The sequence below is a fragment of the Xanthomarina arctica genome (genome assembly GCF_014638915.1).
Taxonomy (GTDB): domain Bacteria; phylum Bacteroidota; class Bacteroidia; order Flavobacteriales; family Flavobacteriaceae; genus Xanthomarina; species Xanthomarina arctica.
The window spans coordinates 851,660-875,139 of sequence record NZ_BMFQ01000002.1 but is presented as its reverse complement, the minus strand read 5'-3'; the positions used below and the strand labels follow the sequence as shown (position 1 = coordinate 875,139).

The window sequence follows — 23,480 nt, the reverse complement described above, 5'->3', positions numbered from 1 at the left end:
AATCATTCAAATTAGGTGACAAGCCTTTTGAAAGTTTAGTTTACCGGACTAAAGATTTATTCCTAAAATTTTCTTAATCCAATCTTTTGTTACAGCAATTGATTGGATTTTTTTATTTCATGTCAGCTTTTTATTTTAAATTATACATTTACAAATATATGCAAAAAAATAGTTAAGTAATTTTTAATGATAACATTATTGTTAAACTTTATTTTTAATTAACTCAATTATAAAATTACAAAACAAAAATACAATATATTTAAAAATAGATCGTTTGGTAATTATAAAAAGTTATCAACCTTTATTAACAAAATTCTTTAAATTTATTAACATTTTAGTGATAATATGGGGTTATTAATTATATTTGTACACTCTTAAAACCAAAACCTTTTATGCAAAACAAAATCATTCACCCAGGTATTTTACTTGATAATATGTTGAATGAAAGAAGTTTAAGCCAGCGAGACCTAGCCTCAAGAATTGACGTAGCTCATTCTTTACTCAACAATATATTGAAAGGTAATAGAAACATCAATGTCCATATTGCAATTGCACTCGAATCTGCAGGGTTTGAAGATGCCAATTACTGGCTTATAGAACAAATGAAATTTAATTTAAATCAAGCCCAAAATGACAAGGATGTTATTAAAAAGACTAAGTCAATAAAAGAGTGGAATGATATTGAACATGATGGGATTGTTCCTTTATCCTTTTTTAAAAAACATAATATTGGAATTAAAACATCTGACGATATTGATAAAATTTATGGAATCTATGGTGTAAATGATTACAATGGTCTTAAAAAAAGGGTAAATGACTTTAATCCAACATACTTTAGGAAGTCATCTAAATTTTCGGAAAATAAAAACAATGTAGTTGCTTGGTCTTTGATGGCTAAATATAAAGCTAAACAAGAAAATATTTCTGATTTCCAACGTTCAAACGAGGCTGTTTTATTAAACGAATTAAAGAAATGTTTTTTTGAAAATGAAAATGTAATAAAGAAAACGAAGAAAATATTAAATAAATATGGTATTAAATTTTTAACATTAAATAGACCGCCACAAACGCCTGTGGATGGTAAATCTTTTATATCTGAAAATAATCCTACTATCGTTCTTTCTTTGAAATATAAAAGATTAGATAATTTTGCTTTCACATTATTTCATGAATTAGGTCATGTTTTTGAACATCTTACTCATCCAGAACGACCGGAATATAGAAACGAGGAATTTTTTATAAATAGTTCTAATGCAGAGATTGTAGAGTTTCAAGCTGATAATTATGCCAGAAACAATTTAATTGAGCTAGGTATTTGGAGTGACTTCATAACATTCAATGAAGATTTTACTGATGATATAATTTTAGAATTCTCACGAAAACATAAAATTCATCCAGGTATCGTGAGAGGTCGTGTTTGTTTTGAATATAGTGAGTATTACAGAAAAAGAAGTGTTATTACTGAAATGAACAAACTTACAGTTTGATTTTTTCTTTTTTGGTTTTAGAATGACTGGTTCAAATCCGAACAAAACGAATCCATCTTTATTACAATACTTGAACATCAAGGAATGCAGGTAATAAGGTGTTCGTCAGTCGTTCCATTTTGTTCCATAAAACATATCTGCAAGAGCCTAGGAATGTCATTGCATGACTTTTGATAAAAAGTCGTGGCAATCTCATCTGGTAACACTACAATTATATAATAAAGCTCTTGCATATACCATAAATAGCACCACTGCGGCGACACGTCCTCGTTGGCACTATTTATTTGTTTTATTTCACACATTCTCTCCTTCCTCACCCGTAGCTACTCTTGTACCCAAACCCAATAAGGTTTCGCTTCGCGAGCTTTTTTTATTGGGTACAACCGCTACTTCATATGATGCGAGCCTGCGGGTCGCTTCGGGCAAAACCCACATAAATTTATCTAGATTGAAAGTATTGTTTTTAATTGAAATGTAGGTATTGCTTCATATTCTGATAGATTAAGCATGTGGGTCTGCGGGTGTCACATTTTTTGAACAATTCCAGATTGCAAATAAGATAACTTTATCCTCGCGAATGCGGGGACCTCTTTAATGTAATTCCAATTTTTGTTAAAAATCCTATTATAGTAAACTTAAAAGTTATCATATTTTGCAAAGATTGTAAGAGCAACTCATTCAGTCGGCAATTCCATCCACGTTTAATAGTTTTTACATTACGGATTGGCTAAAGTTAGGTTTCATTATAATTCCCATTATAATCTAATTACTCTCAATATTCTTATAGTTTAGTGAAACGCCAACCCTTAAATGAAAACTATTCTCAAAACCTTCCATTGCCTCTTTCAATCGTTGCACTTACCTAAACTTGAATATTCGGTAAATACCTATGCAATTTCATCTGTCTATAAAAAGAAATCAAAAAATGCGCCACCCTTGCGGTAAACCGTTGCTGTGGTACGCACTTATGCCGAAAAGGCAACGTGCTATTACCACACCACCCTTGCTCATCTCGCAGTCGGCTCGCGCAACTAAATTACCTGCTCAATACAATAATCCAAGGCCATAAAAAAAATAAAAAAGAAAACGAAGATAGCTGGCTCCTCTGTCCAACGCTACATGCTATAAAGGTCAAGCCCTCCGGGTTTTGAAAAAAATCTCCACCCTTAATTATTCATTTTTCATTATTAATTAATCATTTAAAAGCGGGTAGTATTTTTTCCAAAAACCTTGACAGCATGTTCCACGCCATCTAAAAAGAGGCTTTCTTTTTTATTTTTTTCTTTGTTTAAAAATTTATTATGAAGGGGATGGTATAGAAAAAGAAAACCCGGAGGACATCCGGGCTTTGATCTATCGTTTAGACTTTTTGAAACGATTTACTAAATATTTAAATAACATCGAGGCAATAAAACTGACCATTGCACCAGTGAAAGCCATAATGATCGTAACCACGAGGTCGTCGGGTGGTATATTGGGTAAAATGCCAAACACGGTGCCACCAATAATGCTTATTTTTTCATTGAAATTAAAATGCATTACTATTCTTCTTTAGCTGTCTTTTCGCCATCTTCATCAATTACTACAGCTTGACTTACTGCAGTAACCACAGTCCCTGCAACAGTCATATAAGTAGCAATAGTGATAACAATTACAGGCAAACTAATAGGAGCTGCAATAATAACACCTCCAGCAGTAGCCAAGGCGATTCCAATATTTCTTAAAGTTTTGAAAAACTTCGGAGTTGGTTTTTTATAACGTTCTACAATGTTCATAATTTTGAGATTTAATAGTTAATAAAATAGGTTCTTTTCGGTCTTGAGCTTGATGCACCAAAGACAATAGTTTTTGCATAACAGGTCTTGATTGGGTGCCTTTACCAATACCACTTAAATAGGTAATAGGAGCAATACAGCCTTCTAACTCCTTTAAAGCATCATTAGCAGGATGAAACAGAATCAAACGTCTATTAGAAACACCTTTTACTAAAAGATGATTCTGAAAGCGTTTAGAAAACCTTGTCATGATTTCATAAGTGCCTTCAGGAATACATGATAAATTACCTTTGTTATTATTCCAGGGCAGTTCAATGGTATGACACAAAAAAGTGCCAGAGCAAAAGAGAGTACCGTTGGTACCCTCTTTAAAATAGGCTCTATGAAGCACGAACTCCATGATTAAGGAGTATCTACAATTACAACGGCTAAAGCATTGTAAGCACCATTCTTAAGGGCATACATTTGGCCATTGACCTCTTGATAAAACTCAATCCCCAACACTTGAATAACATCCAAGGCAGAGTTTGCAGTTACAGTTGCAGTTAATGCAATGGCAACCGTATTTGCAGCAGTGTATGGAAGAATGACAGTCTCATCATTTTCAAATGTTGAGGTTTCATTTGCAAAATCTAATTCTGCAGCACCCATAACCACTTTAAAATGCGTAGTTCCAGATGGAGCTGCAATTCTTAAAGTAGGGGAGAATGGTGCTAAATCTAAAGTAGCATCACCCGTAACACGATCAAACGCATTCACAAATGGAGTAAACAAAGTAGCTCCAAGCTTTCCGTTGAGGTTAAACTCAAAACCTGAGAACAAGTTGAAGTCACCGTCCGTTAGAGTTCTCAGTCCTCTCTCATTTACGGGATCTGTTTTAATGATAGCTAGAAGATCTTTTGTTAAACGAGAAACCACACGTTTATCTTTTGCATTCTGCAAAAGAATACGAACAGCATTTCGTATAACTTTTCCACCTTTACCAGCAGATCCAAATTCAGACCCATTTTCACGCGTTCTTTGAAACGCAGGATCATTCGCGATACGATTGGCATCAGCACCACCTTTTTCGCGTGCTAGATGTCCATCAGTCGTTTTGTAAAAGGAAATCCCACCGATTGTTCCTTTTAATTTAATAATTCCAGTTTGTTTTGCCATAATAATTCGTTTTTTGATTAATAGAACAAAACAACTAACTTGTAGTCAAGAATTAAAAAATCTAGTTCCGTAAAAACCATTCAAACCGATTTTGCCAAATATTCCATAGATGGCTTTATATTTGTATAATAAAACATAGATAAGCCCTAGATAAAGTACCATGAATCGCAAACGAATATGTATTTATGCAAAAGATATCCAACTCATAACAGGTAGGAGTGAGCGTTATGGGCGTAAATTACTTCAAACTATCCGTGTAACACTGGATAAAGAACCTCATCAATTCATAACTATTTATGAATTCTCGGAATATTCAGGCATCGAATTGGAAGTTATAAATCAGTATATAAGTTAGTTACAAACTAATTTTATTCCTCATAAAATTTGTTTAAATTTATGTTGTATTGTTGAGTTAAGGTAGTTATATTTGCACCGCTCAAGTATAAAACAATACAAAGCGAAAGTTCTTATCAATAAAGTTACCTATTCGGTTACCAAGTAATTTGAAAATTATATAACTTATTGAATATTAAATATATCGGAACAGGAGTTGTAATCCTGCCACCCCGACAATATTATAGAGTTACGGGCTCGTAGCTCAGCTGGATAGAGCACCTCCCTTCTAAGGAGGCGGTCACAGGTTCGAATCCTGTCGGGCTCACAAAAAGCTTCACTAGAAATAGTGAAGCTTTTTTGTTTTATTTACTTTTATAATTTTAGTGGCAATAAAAACCTGAGTGAAATTAATTATTGATTCAATAAAATAATTTCCTTAACTTTTAATGCATTCTCTAAATCTATTACGACAGGTAACAACCCATATCCTTTAAAATATGCTTGCATTTTATAACTTGTTTTATTATTTGATAATGCTTCTAATTTAATTATTTCCACAATATCTCCTGCGAGTCTTGATTTTACGTATTCATTTCCTTGAGATATAAAAATAAATTCTTTTCCACCATAAGGAATACCTATTTCTACTTTATCTCCAATGGATATAGTTTGTTCCTCTTTAGTTTGATATGTTTCATATCTTCCTGGTTCAGGTGGATAAGTGGCTGTTTGTGAATAGCTAAATGCACTTACTAAAAAAAATAAGAAATTCATTTTCATAGTTTCATAGTTTTTTAAAACAAAAGCTTCACCCGTTCATATTGTATTTCTTCAAAATTATTAATTACAACATTAGCTTTGCTATAATCCTGATTTTTGGAATGAATACTTTTATAGCCCACGCAAAAAATATCTGCAGCATGTGCGGCTTTAATTCCACTAGTAGAATCTTCAATAACCATACAATGCTTTTTATGATGTCCGCTAGCTGTGGCGGCATTTAAGAATATTTCAGGATGTGGTTTGGAGGCTTTTAAATCGGCGCCACTTAATTTATTTATAAAGTACTGGTCTAATTGGAAACGATTAAATACACTTTCTATAGTTCCCATAGAGGCTGAAGATGCAAGAACAAGGGTTAAGCCATTATTATGATACTCCTTTATTAAATCTAGAACGCCATCTATTAGTTGTAAATCTGGATCTTTTACGAATAAATCTTTGAAAATATTTCGTTTTACTTGCACTAAATCTTCGGGGTTATTAGACAGTTTAAAATGATTGCATAGACTTCTACAAACATTTATGGTCGATTGTCCTGTGAAAGTCTGATAATGCGCTTCAGTAACGTCAATCTTGTAGTTGTCGAACATTCCAAAGTACGCCTTGTGGTGTAAAGGTTCTGTGTCTACAATAACACCATCCATATCAAATAAAACAGCTTTTAACATCTCTGAAATTTTTTCAAAGATACTGAAGCATTCATTTTTAAGATAATTTTGAGCAAATAATTAAGAGTTTCACATTTTCCATGTTAGTGGTAGCAAAAATGTAAATAGAACCGCCATCCTTAATGTTCAGTTTTTTTCTGATGTTTTCAACCGAATCAGGAAAATTTCTTGTCGTTATATTGGCTTTCTCAATACCAGTTTTTTTTAATTGCTTCTTATTATAAGGTAAAATGTCTTCAATTTTAAAAGACCTTCCTGGAAAGTCTATCAATTTATTTGAAGTATAAAGATGTGAATGTTGATGTAATTTTTTTAATTGAAGTTGTTTTGAAACACTATTAAAGCCACCAGCTTTTAAAATAGCCGTATTTGGTTCATAAAGATAGGTTAGAGGTAGGCTATATAGAACTTCGGCTGAATTTTCTTGGTTAAATTTGAAACTAAAACGGTCTATTTTACTACTAGTTAAATTTACTGTTTCAATAAGAATTTCATCTTCGTTGTAATCCTTCTGAAGAACCCAAAGCAATTCTTTTACCTCATTATTAACTGCTACAATATGAATGGTTTTTACATGTTGTAATTCATTGATTCCAACGGATAAATCTAATAATGGTGACGTTTTAATTAAAATGTTACTAGAGCATTTAAATAAAAGTTCTAGATGTTCTGGTACATTTGGCAGGCAATCGTTTAGAAAAAACACTTTTCCTTTGCTGTCATGCCTTCTGGAAGGATCTATATAAATCCAATCGAAAGTTGAAGGATTATTTTTTAAATATTGAATGCCATCAGTAGCTGCAGTGTCAATATTTTTGATTACTAATTGCTGAAAATTGTGTTTTACAATTTGAGAGAGTTCTTCATTTATTTCGCAATGAGTGACAGATTGAAACTGCTTAGAAAAATAAAAGCAATCAACTCCAAAACCTCCCGTTAAATCGATAATGGAATTTCCTGAAATAAGGCTCGCTTTATATTTTGCAGTTACTTCAGAAGAAGTTTGCTCAATATTAAGCTTGTTAGGATAATAAATATTTGGGGTTTTAAACCAGGATGAAAGTTTTTTTTCGCAACGTTTTTTAGATTCAATCTGCTCAACAAGTATCTTGATATCGACATCAAGTTCAGGTTGTTTTTTTAATAATAAAGTAGCTGCATCTGCATTAAGATTTCTGTTTATAAAATCTTGATTTTTAATATTTAAAACGGCTTTAATCAAAGTGAATTATAAATCTTTGGTCAGTTTTTGTACAATCTTGTTTTCAGATAAAAACTCCTTCAAAATAACCTTAATAGCTGTATAAGCTGGTATAGCGATAACCATTCCTACAATACCAAATAATAGGCCTGCAATGATTATAACTAAGAAAATCTCTAATGGAGATGATTTAACACTTTTGGAAAATATTAATGGCTGACTAACAAAATTATCATTTAATTGACCAATAGCAATTACTATTAAAACATATAGCGTATTTGGTAGGATTACTTCGCTAAAACTATGTCCTAAATTGCTTGTCATAGTCAGTAAAACCATGATACAAGCGCCAATTAATGGTCCTAAATATGGAATTAAATTTATTAAAGCACATAAAAAGGCAATAACTACGGCATTTTGAACACCAATAATTAATAAACCAATGGTGTAAATAATAAACAAAACTGAAATTTGCAATACCAGTCCAACAAAATAACGAGATAATAAATTTTTGATTTTAGTAATTGAAGTTTTTACACGACTTTCTTTATTATCTGGTACAAGCAACATTAAGGAGCTTTCAAATAATTTGCTGTCTTTTAATAAGAAAAACGAGATAAACAATACAGAAAATAATCCCATACTAAAGCTCCCAAAACCACTTACAAGAGAATTTAAAAATTCTGGTATTACAGCAAAATTTATTTTAGAAAACAACTTAGAACTTGCTATGGTATCTTCATTGATAGTAATAGCTCCTAAATTAAAATGCGAAAGTAATTCATTATATAAGGATTGAATTTTATCTCGAAGTTGATCGATGTCTAATAATGACAAATTCTGGCCTTGTTCTAAAATTAAAGGAATAAATAGACCAATAAGTCCAATAATAACACCTAAAATAAGAATCATTGTAATTATAACTGCCAGTAAATTATTCAGTTTTAAACGGTCTCTTAAAAAAAGAATTATGGGTCTACCGGTTAAAGATATAACAGCAGAAATTGCAATATAAACGATTACTGATTGGATCTCATATAAAAATAATAATAGGATACAAACACCTGCTATTGTTGCGGTTGCTCTTAATAGTCCGTTTGAAATTTCTTTAGAATTCATAAGGCAAAGATACATTTTGCATTTAAACAGCCAAGTTTTTATTTTTTAAAAACTGTCTAGTCATTTCGTATAAAGTAATGCTAGTAGCTTGAACCACATTCATGCTGCTATTCTGTCCGAACATGTTGATGTGAATAATAGCATCTGATAGGTTTAAAACCGCTTCTGAAACCCCAAAGTTTTCATCTCCAATAATAAGCGCTATTTTTTTGTTTTTAGGAAAGATGACATCTTCTAAAGACTGACTATTGTTTGTTATTTCAAGGGAAACAATCTGGTATTCTTCAGCTTTTAAATGTTGAATCATTTCTGAAATAGATTCGATTTCTTCATAAGAAATTACTTTTTCAGTAGCTCGAGATGTTTTAGTCATTTTTCGTCCTAAAGGAATTTTAGAACCACAAAAAATAATTTTGTCAATCCCGAAGGCATCAGCAGTTCTAAACAGGCTTCCAATGTTTGGTGCATTTGTAATATTATCACAGACCAAAATAATTGGAAATGTTTGTTTTTTAAAATGGGTGTTGTAATGGGTTAACTGTTTCACAAAAGATTAATTTTCAAACGCATATTTAATAATATTAGCGCCCATTTTTAAGGCTTTTTCTCTTACTTCGAATGAATCGTTATGGACAACTTCATCTTCCCAACCATCTCCTAAATCGCTTTCAACGGTAAAAAGCATAACCAGTCTATTTTCAAAGAAAATCCCAAAAGCTTGAGGTCTTTTTCCTTCGTGTTCGTGAATTTTAGGCAAGCCTTTAGGGAAGGAATATGCGATATTAAAAATTGGATGATTTGCTGGTAATTCTACAAGTTCTTTATCCGGAAAAACCTTTTTCAATTCTTCGGTGATATAAGGTTGCATCCCGTAATTATCGTCAATATGTAAAAAACCTCCGGAAATTAAATAATTCCTTAGGTTTTCAGCTTCTTCTTCATTGAAAAAAACATTCCCATGACCTGTCATGTGGATAAAAGGATACTGGAAAATCTCAGAACTTCCAGGTTCTACTGTTTCAGGCTTTTGAGTTATTTGAGTGTTAATATTCGAATTACAAAAAGTAATTAGATTAGGTAATGAGGTAGGATTTCCATACCAATCGCCGCCACCTTTATATTTTAAAACTGCTATTTCTTGAGAAAAAACCACCAAAGAAAAAAGAATAAAGAATAAAGAAAACAGACTCGATTTATTATTATTTTTCATAAAAGTTCTAGAATTCATTTTAAGACTCATTTACAAAAGCAACCGAATGACAAGCAACTATGGCAGCGGTTTCTGTTCTAAGTCTGGTGTTTCCCAAAGTTACAGGAATAAATTGAGATTGCAGAGCCTGTTGGATTTCTTTAACACTAAAATCGCCTTCTGGACCTATTAAAATAGTGATATCTTGATTTGGATTGATTTCGGTTTTTAAAGACTTTTTATCGGTTTCTTCACAATGGGCAATAAATTTTTGACCAACAATCTTCGTTTTAATAAAATCGGAATAAGTTATAGCTTCCTGAAGTTTTGGCATATAGCATGTTAGAGACTGTTTCATGGCAGCCTGTAATATTTTTTCAAAACGTTCAGGTTTGATAACTTTGCGTTCGCTGTTATCACAAATAATAGGAGTAATGGTATCGATACCTATTTCTGTAGCTTTTTCTAAAAACCACTCATATCTATCGTTCATTTTTGTTGGTGCAACAGCTAAATGTACCTGATAAGATCTTTTAGCTTGTTCTTCCGAATTAGTAATAATAGCAACACAGTTTTTAATGTCTGCAACTGTTATTTTTGCCGTAAATAGCAACCCAAAACCATTAGTAATATGCAAAATATCTCCTTCAGATTTTCGTAACACTTTAACAATGTGTTTACTCTCTTCCTTTGGGAAAATAATTTGAGATGTTTCTACTGTAATATCTGGTTTATAAAATAACTGCATTAGTTTCTTGGTTCTACTATTTTTAGAACTTTAATTTCTTGAATTTCTTTTGGTTGGTACGTGTTTACAATAATGTAATAATGTCCTGTAGCATCATTATCTAAAGTATAAATATCATTTTCAGAATGGTTATTTTCAGTAACATCCAGATCAAAAAATAATCCCATATCCTCTTTAGTAAACCAACCGGTATCTCCACCTTGATTTGCATTATCTGCAACTGAATATTTTACAGCTAAAAAATCCATAGGAGCACCACTTTTGTAAGATTTAACAATTCTATCTCTATATTGTTTTGTTTTCTCTGCACCGCTGGTTTTGCTATCTAATAAAATATAACTCATCCTGTAATGAGTTATGGAATTTTTTTCAACCACTTTGTAAGTGGTGATTTCATAATTAGATTCTACAGTTGTTTTGCCTCCAACCGACAACTTAAACAGGTCTTCTGTTAAAGCTGATTTGTGTTTTTCCTCATTAAAAGTAATTAGCTTATTGCCTTTTTTCTTATTGGTTTTTAAGTAGGTTTCAGCGGAATTTGTATCAGAAATTAAATCTAATTCGTTAGATTTTTTTTCCTGAGCTTGTATTGTTGAAGTAATTAGGATAATTAAAATAAGAAATCTTTTCATTTGGGGTGTATTTTAGGTTTTGTATCACAAAAAAACAAAATTATTAGCTTGAAATAACATTATTCTTGAAGGTTATTAACAGAGTTTTCAAAGTTATGGTTTTAAAAGAATTAAATCTTTAATCTTGCTGAAGCAGTAACATCTTGTTTTGAAAAATCGTTTTCAAGATATTTTAAATATCCAACAATAGCAATCATGGCTGCATTGTCTGTGGTGAATTCAAATTTCGGGACATAGGTTATCCAATCAAATTTAGTTTCTCCAGTTTTTAAAGCGTGTCTAATGCCAGAATTGGCAGAGACACCACCACCAATTGCAATATGATTAATACCAGTTTGCTTAGACGCTAATTTGAGTTTATCTATTAAAATACCAATAATGGTAAATTGAATGGATGCACAAATATCGTTGATGTTTTCTTTAATAAAATTAGGATTGACCTTAACTTCCCTTTGAATAAAATATAAAATAGCAGTTTTCAATCCTGAAAAGCTAAAATTTAAACCACCTACTTTGGGTTTTGTAAAAGAGTAAGCCTTAGGGTTTCCCAATTGTGCAAGTCTGTCAATTTCTGGGCCTGCAGGATAGCCTAAACCTAAAATTTTACCACTTTTATCGTAAGCTTCACCAACAGCATCGTCAATGGTTTCACCTAAAACTTCCATGTCAAAATAACTAGAAACTTTCACAATTTGTGTGTGTCCACCAGAAATGGTCATGGCTAGAAACGGAAAAGGAGGCTTATTAAAACCTTCTTCATCAATAAAATGAGCTAAAATATGCGCTTGCATGTGGTTTACATCTATTAAAGGAATATTTAAACCCATGGCTAAAGATTTAGCAAAAGAGGTGCCAACAAGTAAAGAACCCATTAAACCTGGACCACGTGTAAAAGCAATAGCACTAAGTTGTTCTTTAGTAATATTCGCCTTCTTAATAGCTTGATTTACAACAGGTACTATGTTTTGTTGATGGGCTCTAGAAGCTAACTCTGGAACGACGCCACCAAACTCTTCATGTATTTTTTGACTGGCAATAACATTGCTCAAAATTTTCCCGTTATGTATTACAGAAGCAGCAGTATCATCGCAGGAAGACTCAATTCCAAGAATAAAAATATTTTGTGAAGACATTAGTGAATTTTAGGCACAATAATTGTTAATTTTGGTTTCAAAGTTATAACTTTAATACGTATCAAAAAATTTTTAAAAATAGTATCTAAATTGGTGGCAATTATCTTGCTGCTTTTCATCATTCTGGTGCTGTTATTGTCTATTCCCACAGTTCAAACTTATTTAGGAAAAAAGGTAACTAAAAAATTAAACGACGATTTTGGTACGAACATTAATATCGGTAAAATTGGACTTCAGCTTAATGGCGATATTGAGATAAAAGAAATTCTTATCAGGGATTATAGAAAAGATACCCTGTTTGCTGCGAAAGAATTAAACACATCTATTGTCAATTTCAGAAATATTATGAACGCTAAATTGGTTTTTGGCGATATAGATTTAGAAGACTTGGTTTTTAATTTAAAAACCTATAAATATGAAACAGAAACCAATTTAGATATTTTTGTTGCTAAGTTCGATGCCGATAATCCTACTAAAACAAAGAGTAATTTCTTGTTGTCTTCTAGCGATGTTACCATTAATAATGGTGTTTTTAGATTGATTAACCAAAACAATGAAACGCCTAAAATTCTAGAGTTTAGTAATATTCAAGCCAATACCACTAACTTATTGATTAATGGGAGTGATGTAAGTACACGCATTAATACCTTAGCTTTTAATGACAGCCGTGGATTAGAAGTTAAAAACTTGGTAAGTAATTTCACCTATACACCAAGTAATATTTTGCTTGAAAATTTGAGTATTAAAACAGCAAATTCATCTTTAGAAGGAGACGTAAAGTTTTTTTATGATAGGGTAGAACTTCAAGATTTTACAAATAAAGTTCAGGTAGATGCTACTTTTACTAAAAGTGATATAGCCTTAAATGAATTGAATACGTTTTATAATGAATTTGGCGTAAACCAACGAGCACAATTAAGTGCGAAGTTTAGTGGAACACTTAACGATTTACAGATTGATAATTTAGAATTATTTACGAGTACAAGGAGTAAAATTGTTGGAGATCTTCATTTTAAAAACCTTTTTAATAAAGAGGATAATAATTTTTATATGAAAGGTGATTTTAAACAGTTGTTTTCAAATTATAGAGATTTAAAAGCATTGTTGCCTAATGTTTTAGGTGAATCCATTCCTTCAGCTTTCGATAAATTAGGAAATTTTAATGTGGTTGGAACCACCGAAATAACAACATCTACCATTGTAGCGGATGTTGTTATAGGCACGCAAATTGGACTGATTGATGCCAATCTAGAAATGCAAAAAATAAACGATATAGATAATGCCTCCTATTCTGGAAATGTTGTTTTTAAAGAATTTAATATAGGGAAGTTTATAAACGATGAAACCTTTGGTGTCACCTCTTTAAATTTGGACGTCGATGGCTCTGGTTTCACCAAAGAAAATGTGAATACCCAATTAAATGGAGATGTATTTTCAATGGTTTATAATAAGTATACCTACGAAAACATTGATGTTTCAGGATTTTTAATGAATAAAATTTTTAATGGAAGATTGGTTTCTAACGACAAAAATCTTCAATTAGAATTTAACGGTCTGGCTAACTTCTCTGAAGATATTAATACTTTCGATTTTGTCGCAAACGTTTCATACGCCAACTTAAACGCCTTAAATTTTGTAAAAAAGGACGACGTTTCAATCTTTAAAGGGATTGTAGATATGAAAATGATTGGAACCACCATAGACGATGCTGTAGGTAGTATTCAATTTAATAAGACGTCTTATAAAAATCACAATGACGATTATTTTTTCAATGATTTTGAAATCACTTCTTCTTTTGAAAATAAGGTAAGATCTATTAAAGTTAATTCTCCAGATATTATTGAGGGCGAACTTAGTGGTGAATTTGTAATTAGAGATATAGGTAAGCTTTTTGAAAATGCTATTGGCAGTATTTATACCAACTTCAAACCTCATAAAGTTAAGCAAGATCAATACATCGATTTTAACTTTAAGATTTATAATAAAATTGTTGAAGTTTTTGTCCCAGATTTAAAACTTGGAAAGAATACACATGTTCGTGGCAGAGTTGAAAGTGATGAAAAAGAGTTTAAACTAACCTTTAAGTCTCCTGAAATTAGACTATTCGATTACTTTGTAGATAAGATTGAACTGCAGTTAGATAACAAAAACCCCGTTTTTAATGCTTATGTAGAAATAGATAGCATTAATACCAAATTTTATAATGTTTCAAAATTCAATTTAATTAACATTACTCTTAACGACACGTTGTTTGTACGTTCAGAATTTAAAGGAGGACCAAAAAACACAGACGTTTACAATTTGAATTTTTATCATACAATCAATCAGGAAAACAAATCTGTGGTTGGTTTTAAAAAGTCTGATGTTAATTTTAAGGGAAATACCTGGATCATTAATGAAAACCGAAATCATTTAAATAAAATAGTTTTCGATAATAAGTTTTTAGATGTCAATATCGAACAAATGGTCATGAGTCATGAGCAGGAAGAAATTACGCTTTCTGGAGCTTTAAAAGATTCAACTTATAAAAACCTACACTTAAATTTTAAAGATGTCGATTTAAATAAAATCACTCCAACTGTTGATGGTTTGAGTTTGGTGGGTAATTTAAATGGAAAGTTAGATATTCTTCAGGAAAAAGGCAACTATTTACCTAGTTCAAAAATAACCATAGACGGTTTGATTGTTAATGAATTAGCTTTAGGTTCGTTCGATGCCTCTATTGTTGGAAATGAAGATTTAACAAATTATAACGTTGACATAAAAATTAAGGATGATCAAACACAATCTTTGTCAGCTGTTGGAGACATTCGCTTAATTAATGATGTGTCAACAATTGATGTAGATGTGTTATTCGATAAGTTTAAGTTGAGTTTTATTAATTCCTTTTTAGTGGACGTTTTAAGTGATATTCGTGGAGATGTAACGGGTGTAGCTAAAGTTACTGGAAATTTAAAAGAACCAGATATTAGTGGCGAATTAAATCTTAATAATTCTGGACTAAGAGTGCCTTATTTAAATGTGAATTATGATTTTGCAGATAATTCGAAAGTTAGTTTAACGAATCAAAGCTTTATTTTTAATTCTTTAAAATTAACGGACACAAAATTCGATACAGAAGGTATTTTAAATGGCTCAATTAGTCATGTTAATTTTTCAGACTGGAAACTCAATCTAAAGGTAGAGACTTCAAATCTAGTTGTTCTTGACACTCATGCTGAAGACGATGAGGAGGCCTTGTATTATGGAACTGCCTTTATAGGTGGCTCTGCAAATATTTCTGGACCTTCAGATCAATTGGTTATAAGTGTTATAGCAAGTACCAATCCTGGGACTTATTTTGTTATTCCTTTAAGTGACATGGAATCTTTTGGTGATAATTCCTACATTCATTTCCTCACTTTGGAAGAAAAAGAAGCCAAACTTAAAGGCGAGGAATATGCTTTTAAAGAAGTTAAAGGATTAGAATTAGATTTTGACTTAGATATTACCCAAGATGCAGAAATTGAAATAGTTATTGATAAAGATTCTGGAAGTACTATTAAAGGGAAAGGAGAAGGAGGTCTGCTAATAGAAATAAATACCAATGGGAAATTTAGGATGTTTGGAGATTTTGTGGTCTTCGATGGTTTTTATAATTTTAAATATGCAGGCTTAATTGAAAAGAAATTTAAAATTCAAGAAGGAACACTTGGTTGGGATGGCGTGCCTTTCGATGCTAGAATAGACATTACAGCAATTTATGAAACCCAAGCAAACCCATCACCGTTACTTGATAATCCAATTAATAGAAGCATTCCTGTTGTTGTAGAAACAAAACTTAGAGGGCAATTGGAAAAACCAGAAATAGATTTTGCTTTTACATTTCCTAATTTAAGTTCTACTGTGAAATCTGAGATTCAATACAGATTAGGCTCTAAAGAAGATAGAGACAATCAAGCATTGTACTTATTAGCAACGGGTTCTTTTTCTAACAGTTTGAACAATGTTAATTTTACAGGAACATTAACCGAACGTTTAAGTGGTATTGTTAATGGACTAATTACTAGTGGCAATAATAAAGTGAATATAGGTTTAAACTACGAAGCTGGCGAAAACACACCAGAATACCAATCGGACGATAGGTTAGGGGTTACTTTACAAACTAATATCTCAGAACGCGTAATTATTAACGGTAAAGTAGGTGTGCCGGTAGGTGGTGTTAGCGAATCGGTTGTAGCTGGAGATGTTCAAATAGATTTCTTATTGAATGAAGAAGGTACTTTAACTGCAAAAGTCTTTAATAGGGAAAATAGTATTCGAAATTTTGGTGAAGAAATAGGTTATACTCAAGGTGTAGGTATTGCATACAGTGTCGATTTTGACACCTTTAAGGAATTACTTCATAAAATTTTTAAAGGAGATGTTAAGACTGTTGAGCCAACTAAAAAAGAAGACTCTAATAAAGAAGAAAGCATGCTTCCGGATTATATTGGTTTTAAAAAGGAAAAAGAGGACTGATTTTTATACTTTTCGGCACTTTTTTGTTCAATCTTTTGTTTTTTTATTTACGCAAACGTTTGAGTTTATACTTCACTCATAAATTATCTAAAATACCTTGTATTATATAGTTTTTCTTTAGTAGCTTTACTCTGTTAAAGGAAATATTTATGATAAATAACATAAAAAGAATAGGCGTCATGACTTCTGGTGGAGACGCTCCAGGAATGAATGCAGCCATACGTTCCGTTGCTCGAACCTGTGCTTTTCATAAGATTGAATGTGTAGGTGTATACAGAGGATTTGAAGGCTTAATGGAAGGCGATTTTAAATCGCTTTCAGCTAGAAGTGTCAATCATATTATTCATACAGGCGGAACTATTTTAAAATCTGCTCGTTCTAATGAGTTTAGAACAAAAGAAGGAAGACAAAAAGCTCATGAACACCTATTAAATAATGAAATAGATGCTTTAATTCTAATTGGTGGAGATGGAACTTTTACTGGAGGATTAGTTTTTAATGAAGAATTTAATTTTCCTGTTATTGGAATTCCAGGAACCATAGATAATGATATTTATGGCACTAACTTCACTATTGGTTATGATACGGCAATTAATACGGTTGTAGAAGCTATTGATAAAATTAGAGACACTGCCAGTTCTCATAAACGTTTGTTTTTCGTTGAAGTTATGGGAAGAGACGTTGGTCATATTGCTTTAAACGCTGGTGTTGGAGCAGGAGCAGAAGAGATTTTAATTCCGGAAGAAGACTTAGGTCTGGATAGATTGGTAGAGTCTTTAAAAAGAAGTAAAGCTTCAGGAAAATCTTCGAGTATTGTTGTTGTAGCCGAAGGTGATAAAATAGGTAAAAATGTGTTCGAACTTAAAGATTACATAGACGAGAATATGCCAGAATACGATGTTAGAGTTTCTGTTCTAGGACATATGCAACGCGGTGGTTCGCCATCTTGTTTCGATCGTGTACTTGCTAGTAGAATGGGGGTGAAAGCAGTAGAGTCCTTATTGGAAGGGAAATCTAATTATATGGTAGGTATTCTAAATAACAAAATGGAATTAACAGCTTTAGAAATGGCCGTAAAAGGAAAAACAGAAATAAATCTAGAATTATTACGCGTGTCAGATATCATGACGACGTAATATTTTTCAAGGAAAAAATAGAATAATAAAGAATTTAATAAATAGAAAGTAAGAATGTCAAAATTAAAATTAGGAATTAACGGTTTCGGAAGAATAGGAAGAATCGCTTTTAGAGCCGCATTAAATCAAGATGTGGAAATTGTAGCTATTAATGATTTATTAGAAGTAGATCATTTAGCTTATTTATTAAAATACGACTCTGTTCATGGGAACTTCGATGGAACTATAGACGTAAAAGAAGGTCATTTAATAGTAAACGGAAAAACCATTCGAGTGACCTCTGAAAGAGATCCAAGAAATTTGAAATGGAATGAAGTTCAAGCAGATGTAGTTGCAGATTGTACAGGTATTTTTACAACGCTTGAAACAGCCAATTATCACATTGAAGCTGGAGCAAAAAAAGTAGTTGTTTCTGCTCCAAGTAAAGACATCCCTATGTTTGTAATGGGAGTGAATCATAAGGAGTTAAACGCCTCTCATAACATTGTGTCTAATGCATCTTGTACTACAAATTGCTTAGCTCCAATGGCAAAGGTTATTGATGATAATTTTGGGATTGAAGAAGCCCTAATGACAACCATTCATGCTACCACAGCTACCCAATTAACGGTAGATGGTCCATCAAAAAAAGATTACAGAGCAGGAAGAAGTGCTTTACTTAATATTATTCCAGCTTCAACAGGAGCAGCCAAAGCTGTTGGAAAAGTGATACCAAAATTAGATGGAAAACTAACAGGAATGGCTTTTAGAGTACCAACTGCAGATGTGTCTGTGGTCGATTTAACTGTTAGAACTCAAAAAGAAACATCTCTTGAAGAAATTAAAAAGGCTTTTAAAAACGCTTCAGAAAACGAAATGAAAGGTGTTTTAGGTTATACTGAAGAGAAAGTAGTTTCTCAAGATTTTGTTGGTGAAACTAGAACATGTGTAATCGATGCAGATGCAGCCATTGAATTAAATTCTAAATTCTTTAAAATAATAGGATGGTATGATAACGAATATGCCTATTCTGTAAAATTAATAGAATTAGCAAAACTGGTTCATTCCCTTTAAATTTAAAGTGTTTTTAAATACCACATACAAAATCAATATATAATAAGATTCGTATGTGGAATTTTTATATTTTTAACATATGATATTAATTGTCGATAGTGGCTCTACAAAATGCGATTGGATTTCTGTGGATTCTTACGGAAATCAGCTTTTAGATAAAATTAAAACAAAAGGTCTAAATCCCGCCATATTAAATGAGGAAGACCTTTTATCTATTATCAAATCCAGTTCAGATTTAGTGGATAATCAAGCAGAAGTCTCTCACGTATTTTTTTATGGGGCTGGTTGTGGAACAGAAAAACCAAGATTGTTATTAAAACAAGTCCTCGAGAAAATATTCCAGAACGCTTTAGTGGAAGTAAAAGAAGATACTTTGGCGGCTGTTAGAGCAACAATCAGTAATGAAAATGAAGCAGCAGTAGTCTGTATACTTGGAACAGGTTCCAATTGTAGTTATTTCGATGGGGAAAATCTACATCAACGCGTTTCTTCTTTAGGTTATACGCTTATGGATGATGCCTCTGGAAATTATTATGGCAAGCAATTGATTCGTGATTATTATTTTAATCATATGCCAGAAGATTTAAAAATAGCTTTTCAAGAAACCTATGATTTAAGTGGAGATACTATAAAACACCATTTGTACAAACAACCCAATCCAAATGCGTATTTGGCATCTTTTGCCGAATTTATTTTTGCACATAAAGATTCAGAGTATATTAAAAACCTTATTCTTAAAGGTCTGCGAGAGTTTTCAAAAAATATGATTATGCAGTTTTCCGAAGAAATAAAAAAAGTTCCAGTGCATTTTGCAGGTTCCATAGCTTATTTTTCAAAAGAGGAAATTTATGAAGTTGCAGACGAATTTCATTTTAAAGTTGGAAATATTGTTCGACGCCCAATTGACGGAATTGTAAAATATCATATAAAACAATTAGCTTCATGGAAATAGCAATTATTGCTCACGATGGTAAAAAAGCTGAAATGGTTCAATTTTTAAATGAACATAAAGAGTTTTTTCATCAAAATAAAATCACTTTAGTTTCTACTGGAACTACCGGAAAAAAAGTTAAAAAAGCAGGTTTCGAAGTATTAAGATTACTGTCAGGTCCTTTAGGAGGCGATGCCCAAATTGCTGCCAGAGTTGCAGAAGGTAAGTGCAACATGGTTTTGTTTTTTAGAGATCCTCTAGAAAAACATCCACATGAACCAGATGTTTTAATGCTTATGCGTTTATGCGATGTGCATGATGTGCCATTAGCAACCAATCCTGCAACTGCAGAGTTATTGATAAAAGGTTTAAATTACTCCGTTTAAATTCTGTTTTCCATTTCTACAACGGCAATAAAAGTGGTTCACTGGATTAAATATTTTAAGCATCGCCCTTAGTTAAAAAACAATTTTCAATTTGAAAACAGCTTACACCATTTATATTGAAGCTATAAATTGTTTAGGTGTTAAACCCGTATTTTTTTTAAAAGCGGTATAAAAAGGTGATTTAGAATTAAATCCAGATTTATGAGCAATAGCATCTATAGTTAGTTTACTGTAGCTATCACTGACTAATAACCTTTTAGCCTCTTCAATCCGGAAAGCATTAATAGCATCGTTAAAATTCATTCCTGTTTTTTCATTTATTACCTGAGATAGGCGTTGTGGATTGGTGTTCAAATTATCTGCAATTTCACTAATGCATATTTTTGGGTTAAGATAAGGTTTACTACTATCTTCAATAAAAAGCTTCCATTTTTCGAGTATGATTTCTTTATTTACTTCCGTCAAATTTGAATTCCTGTATTTCTCAATATTGGGAATATCAATTAATATAGCACCTTCCAATAACTTTGGAAATAATAATAAGGCAGTTGAAATGGAAAGAAGCAAGAGCGATGCCATATTCATCGAAAATTGATAAGGGTCTGCAAATGTCTTTAAGTTGTTAAAATGATCAAAAAGAAGAGGTAAACGAGCAATCAATTGAATAATAAAAAACACTGTAAACCATCGAATTAAGACTATGTTAGGTTTTTTATCCATCTTGTTTTTAACAATAAATTTGTAAAATAAGAAGCATTGCGCAATAAAAAAAGCCCACCCATAAAACTCCTTAAATATATATTGTCCTTTCATTATCATAGATCCCTGCATGGAAAAACCATTAATATAATTCAATTTATCAGTAGCACTCGAAAGATACAATGGCATGAATTGAAAAATATTGAATACAGCGGGTATTAAGAATAATAGATATATATACCGAAACCTAAAATTAGGTTTTATACTTGTATAAATATAAAAGAGACCAGCTGGGCCAAACAAATAATGTATGGGACTGTCTATTCTTACTAGGTGTGGAAACATCTTAATTTTACCTGAATAATTTAAAATGCCAAGGCTAATCATCAAAATTAAGATGAGTAAATAACATACTAAACTTATTTTAATGGCACTTTTTCCTTTTCTTTTAGTTAGAATAAGTACAATTATTAATAAGCCTAGAAAACTACTAGTGGCTCCAAATAATTCTGAAAGCGTAAATGTTAACATTTAATGTTTTTTTTTTAAAGGTTTGAATTAGCGATGCTTAGTCGTTTTTGTCTAAAATATTTTTATCTAAAATTGTCCTAAATTAACATTCAGGACAATTTTGGGCCGTTGAAAAATATTACAAAGCCATTAATTTATAATTTAGTTAAAAATTAGTTAAATCTATTTGTTAAAAATAGGTATTAATTTCTTTTTAGAGTTTGTATAACCAATTTATATCATTAATAAATTAATCCAAAAACCAATTATTTATGAAAAACATTAAATTTTTAACTTTAATCGCATTAGGTGTCTTCCTTTGTTCGGTACCTAATATGTATGCGCAAAAAAAAGGAACAAAGGATGCCAAACAGCCTAATATTCTCTTTATTATGGGAGATGATATTGGTATTATGAATGTTGGTGCTTACCACCAAGGCCTAATGGTTGGTGAAACACCTAATATTGATCGTATTGCGAAGGAAGGTGCAAAATTCATGACAGCTTATGCAGAACAGAGTTGTACTGCTGGACGAACTGCGTTCGCAACTGGTATGACTCCGTTGCGTGCAGGTATGATTATGCCACAATTGCCTGGTTCTACTAGTTCATTATTACCTGGAACCCCGCATATTGCAAAATTTCTATTAGATCTTGGTTATACTACGGGAGAATTTGGTAAGAACCACTTGGGTGACAAACCTGGGTCTTTACCAACGGCTCATGGCGTTCAAGAGTTTTGGGGCTATCTGTATCACCTAGATGCGATGCAGGGTGTGAGTTTTCCAGATATTAACAGCACCCCATTGGTTCAAGGTGTTTGTCTGCCATGTAAGAATATACCTATACCAGGAATACCAGACGTTCCTGGAGCTATTGATCCAAAAGATGGAATTTGTATGACGCCACCTCGTCCTGTGATGTGGTTGAAATCTTCGGATGGTACTGAGAAGAATCAGATTGGTATCGATGAAGGTCCATTAACGCTTGAACGCTCGAAGACTATTGATGAGGAGATTTCGGCTAAAGTTATCGACTTCCTAGATCGTAACAATCCGAAGAAAACAGGAAAACCTTTCTTCGTATGGTACAACCCAGCGCGTATGCACGTAACGACCATGTTGTCGCCTAAGTACATGGATATGCTTGGCGTTAAGGGTGGCAAAGACTGGGGTCCAAATGAAGCAGGAATGAAGCAGATGGATGATAACATTGGATTGGTGTTCAATAAGCTCGAGGAAATGGGTGAGATGGACAACACCATCATCGTTTTCACTACAGACAATGGTGCTGAAGTTATTACTTTCCCTGATGGAGGTGTTACACCGTTCCGTGGTGGTAAATTGACTACTTGGGAAGGTGGAATGAGAGTTCCATTACTAATCCGTTGGCCAGGACACATCGAGCCGGGTATTATCAAGGATCAAATCTTCTCGATGATGGATTTTGTGCCAACCTTAGTTGATATTGCAGGTGGTGCGAAAGGTGATGAGCTGAACAAGCAGATTATGGCAGGTAAATACCCTGGCATCGTAAAAACTACTCTAAGCGGTGTTAATCAACGCGCTTACTTGGAAGGCACAGGCGATTCTGCACGTGACTACTTTTTCTACTATAGTGGAACACACCCTTCGGCAGTGCGTTTCAAAAACTGGAAAATGTACTACGCCATGGCACCTTCAGATCCTTTAGGTGGACTTTTGGGAGTGCAGAATTATCATTGGACACAAGTCTGCAACATCAAGCGTGATCCATTCGAAGGTTCTATCATGAATGAGAACACTTTGATTGGTATAGGTGGTGCACTATCTTCACCAAGCACGGCTTACCTTTATGACTGGAACATGCTACCAATCGGACAGCTCATGTGGATGAAGGAGCTGATGGCCTACAAGGAATTCCCAGCGCTACAGTCGCCATCTAGCTACAACCTGGATCAGATTATAAAGTCGATGCAGGAAGTGAATACTGGTAGCCACGCAGGGCACTAGTTTAGAAAATGCAATAGAGTGAACATCTTAACAAGGCGTTCTCTT

At 32.6% G+C, this 23,480-nt stretch carries 21 protein-coding genes and 1 tRNA gene; 9 read left to right on the top strand and 13 right to left on the bottom strand.

What is annotated here, in order from left to right:
- Positions 1 to 392: 392 nt before the first annotated feature.
- Complete coding sequence (locus tag IEV77_RS10215; protein WP_188464412.1) at positions 393 to 1,487, top strand: HigA family addiction module antitoxin; 1,095 nt, start codon at positions 393 to 395, stop codon at positions 1,485 to 1,487.
- Between the two features lie 1,541 nt (positions 1,488 to 3,028).
- On the opposite strand, the gene IEV77_RS10210 is transcribed toward IEV77_RS10215, so the two are convergent.
- From IEV77_RS10210 to IEV77_RS10200, 3 genes are read right to left on the bottom strand one after another with little or no spacing between them, the layout of a single operon-like run.
- A complete protein-coding gene (locus IEV77_RS10210; protein WP_188464410.1) occupies positions 3,029 to 3,262 on the bottom strand; it encodes a hypothetical protein in 234 nt (77 codons plus the stop codon).
- Entirely contained in the window at positions 3,240 to 3,662 is a 423-nt protein-coding gene (locus IEV77_RS10205; protein WP_188464408.1) for a DUF5675 family protein, read from the bottom strand. The genes IEV77_RS10210 and IEV77_RS10205 overlap by 23 nt, the downstream gene beginning before the upstream one ends.
- Before the next feature lie 2 nt (positions 3,663 to 3,664).
- Positions 3,665 to 4,420 carry a hypothetical protein gene (locus IEV77_RS10200; protein ID WP_188464406.1) on the bottom strand — a complete coding sequence of 252 codons (756 nt, stop codon included), beginning with the start codon at positions 4,418 to 4,420 and terminating at the stop codon, positions 3,665 to 3,667.
- 160 nt (positions 4,421 to 4,580) lie between these two features.
- Here IEV77_RS10200 and IEV77_RS10195 point away from each other — a divergent pair, with 160 nt between their 5' ends.
- Together IEV77_RS10195 and IEV77_RS10190 are read left to right on the top strand one after the other, a co-directional pair.
- Positions 4,581 to 4,775 carry a hypothetical protein gene (locus IEV77_RS10195; protein WP_188464404.1) on the top strand — a complete coding sequence of 65 codons (195 nt, stop codon included), beginning with the start codon at positions 4,581 to 4,583 and terminating at the stop codon, positions 4,773 to 4,775.
- Between the two features lie 232 nt (positions 4,776 to 5,007).
- Positions 5,008 to 5,081 (top strand) — tRNA-Arg (locus tag IEV77_RS10190).
- 86 nt (positions 5,082 to 5,167) lie between these two features.
- Here IEV77_RS10190 and IEV77_RS10185 read toward each other — a convergent pair.
- From IEV77_RS10185 to tsaD, 9 genes are all read right to left on the bottom strand, one after another.
- Positions 5,168 to 5,530 (bottom strand): hypothetical protein, encoded by a 363-nt coding sequence (locus IEV77_RS10185; RefSeq protein WP_188464402.1) that lies wholly within the window; start codon positions 5,528 to 5,530, stop codon positions 5,168 to 5,170.
- Positions 5,531 to 5,550: 20 nt separating this feature from the next.
- Positions 5,551 to 6,207, bottom strand: coding sequence for an HAD family hydrolase (locus IEV77_RS10180; RefSeq protein WP_188464401.1), 657 nt, complete (start codon positions 6,205 to 6,207; stop codon positions 5,551 to 5,553).
- A gap of 37 nt (positions 6,208 to 6,244) precedes the next feature.
- On the bottom strand, positions 6,245 to 7,429 hold the full coding sequence (locus IEV77_RS10175; protein ID WP_188464399.1) for a THUMP-like domain-containing protein: 1,185 nt from the start codon (positions 7,427 to 7,429) through the stop codon (positions 6,245 to 6,247).
- A gap of 6 nt (positions 7,430 to 7,435) precedes the next feature.
- Positions 7,436 to 8,527 carry an AI-2E family transporter gene (locus IEV77_RS10170; RefSeq protein WP_188464397.1) on the bottom strand — a complete coding sequence of 364 codons (1,092 nt, stop codon included), beginning with the start codon at positions 8,525 to 8,527 and terminating at the stop codon, positions 7,436 to 7,438.
- Positions 8,528 to 8,549: 22 nt separating this feature from the next.
- Positions 8,550 to 9,074, bottom strand: a complete 525-nt coding sequence (locus IEV77_RS10165; RefSeq protein WP_188464395.1) for a TrmH family RNA methyltransferase — start codon at positions 9,072 to 9,074, stop codon at positions 8,550 to 8,552.
- A gap of 6 nt (positions 9,075 to 9,080) precedes the next feature.
- On the bottom strand, positions 9,081 to 9,737 hold the full coding sequence (locus tag IEV77_RS10160) for a DUF4159 domain-containing protein (protein WP_188464875.1): 657 nt from the start codon (positions 9,735 to 9,737) through the stop codon (positions 9,081 to 9,083).
- A gap of 19 nt (positions 9,738 to 9,756) precedes the next feature.
- On the bottom strand, positions 9,757 to 10,464 hold the full coding sequence (locus tag IEV77_RS10155; RefSeq protein WP_188464393.1) for a 16S rRNA (uracil(1498)-N(3))-methyltransferase: 708 nt from the start codon (positions 10,462 to 10,464) through the stop codon (positions 9,757 to 9,759).
- The gene (locus IEV77_RS10150; protein ID WP_188464391.1) at positions 10,464 to 11,096 is read right to left on the bottom strand and encodes a peptidylprolyl isomerase; all 633 of its coding nucleotides are present in this window, start codon (positions 11,094 to 11,096) and stop codon (positions 10,464 to 10,466) included. Before IEV77_RS10150 ends, IEV77_RS10155 begins: the two co-directional genes overlap by 1 nt.
- 110 nt (positions 11,097 to 11,206) lie before the next feature.
- Positions 11,207 to 12,229, bottom strand: coding sequence for a tRNA (adenosine(37)-N6)-threonylcarbamoyltransferase complex transferase subunit TsaD (gene tsaD / locus IEV77_RS10145; protein ID WP_188464389.1), 1,023 nt, complete (start codon positions 12,227 to 12,229; stop codon positions 11,207 to 11,209).
- Positions 12,230 to 12,355: 126 nt separating this feature from the next.
- On the opposite strand from tsaD, the gene IEV77_RS10140 reads away from it, so the two are divergent.
- From IEV77_RS10140 to IEV77_RS10120, 5 genes are all read left to right on the top strand, one after another.
- Complete coding sequence (locus IEV77_RS10140) at positions 12,356 to 16,729, top strand: translocation/assembly module TamB domain-containing protein (RefSeq protein ID WP_188464873.1); 4,374 nt, start codon at positions 12,356 to 12,358, stop codon at positions 16,727 to 16,729.
- 149 nt (positions 16,730 to 16,878) lie between these two features.
- The gene (gene pfkA, locus IEV77_RS10135) at positions 16,879 to 17,865 is read left to right on the top strand and encodes a 6-phosphofructokinase (RefSeq protein WP_188464387.1); all 987 of its coding nucleotides are present in this window, start codon (positions 16,879 to 16,881) and stop codon (positions 17,863 to 17,865) included.
- Between the two features lie 54 nt (positions 17,866 to 17,919).
- Positions 17,920 to 18,918: a type I glyceraldehyde-3-phosphate dehydrogenase gene (gene gap / locus IEV77_RS10130; protein ID WP_188464385.1), complete on the top strand. Its 999-nt coding sequence runs from the start codon at positions 17,920 to 17,922 to the stop codon at positions 18,916 to 18,918.
- A gap of 79 nt (positions 18,919 to 18,997) precedes the next feature.
- Positions 18,998 to 19,870 carry an N-acetylglucosamine kinase gene (locus IEV77_RS10125; RefSeq protein ID WP_188464383.1) on the top strand — a complete coding sequence of 291 codons (873 nt, stop codon included), beginning with the start codon at positions 18,998 to 19,000 and terminating at the stop codon, positions 19,868 to 19,870.
- Entirely contained in the window at positions 19,861 to 20,235 is a 375-nt protein-coding gene (locus tag IEV77_RS10120; protein WP_188464381.1) for a methylglyoxal synthase, read from the top strand. Before IEV77_RS10125 ends, IEV77_RS10120 begins: the two co-directional genes overlap by 10 nt.
- A gap of 111 nt (positions 20,236 to 20,346) precedes the next feature.
- On the opposite strand, the gene IEV77_RS10115 is transcribed toward IEV77_RS10120, so the two are convergent.
- Complete coding sequence (locus tag IEV77_RS10115; protein ID WP_188464379.1) at positions 20,347 to 21,465, bottom strand: helix-turn-helix domain-containing protein; 1,119 nt, start codon at positions 21,463 to 21,465, stop codon at positions 20,347 to 20,349.
- A gap of 251 nt (positions 21,466 to 21,716) precedes the next feature.
- Between IEV77_RS10115 and IEV77_RS10110 the strand changes: the two genes are divergently transcribed.
- The gene (locus tag IEV77_RS10110; protein ID WP_188464377.1) at positions 21,717 to 23,435 is read left to right on the top strand and encodes an arylsulfatase; all 1,719 of its coding nucleotides are present in this window, start codon (positions 21,717 to 21,719) and stop codon (positions 23,433 to 23,435) included.
- The last annotated feature ends 45 nt before the right edge of the window (positions 23,436 to 23,480 follow it).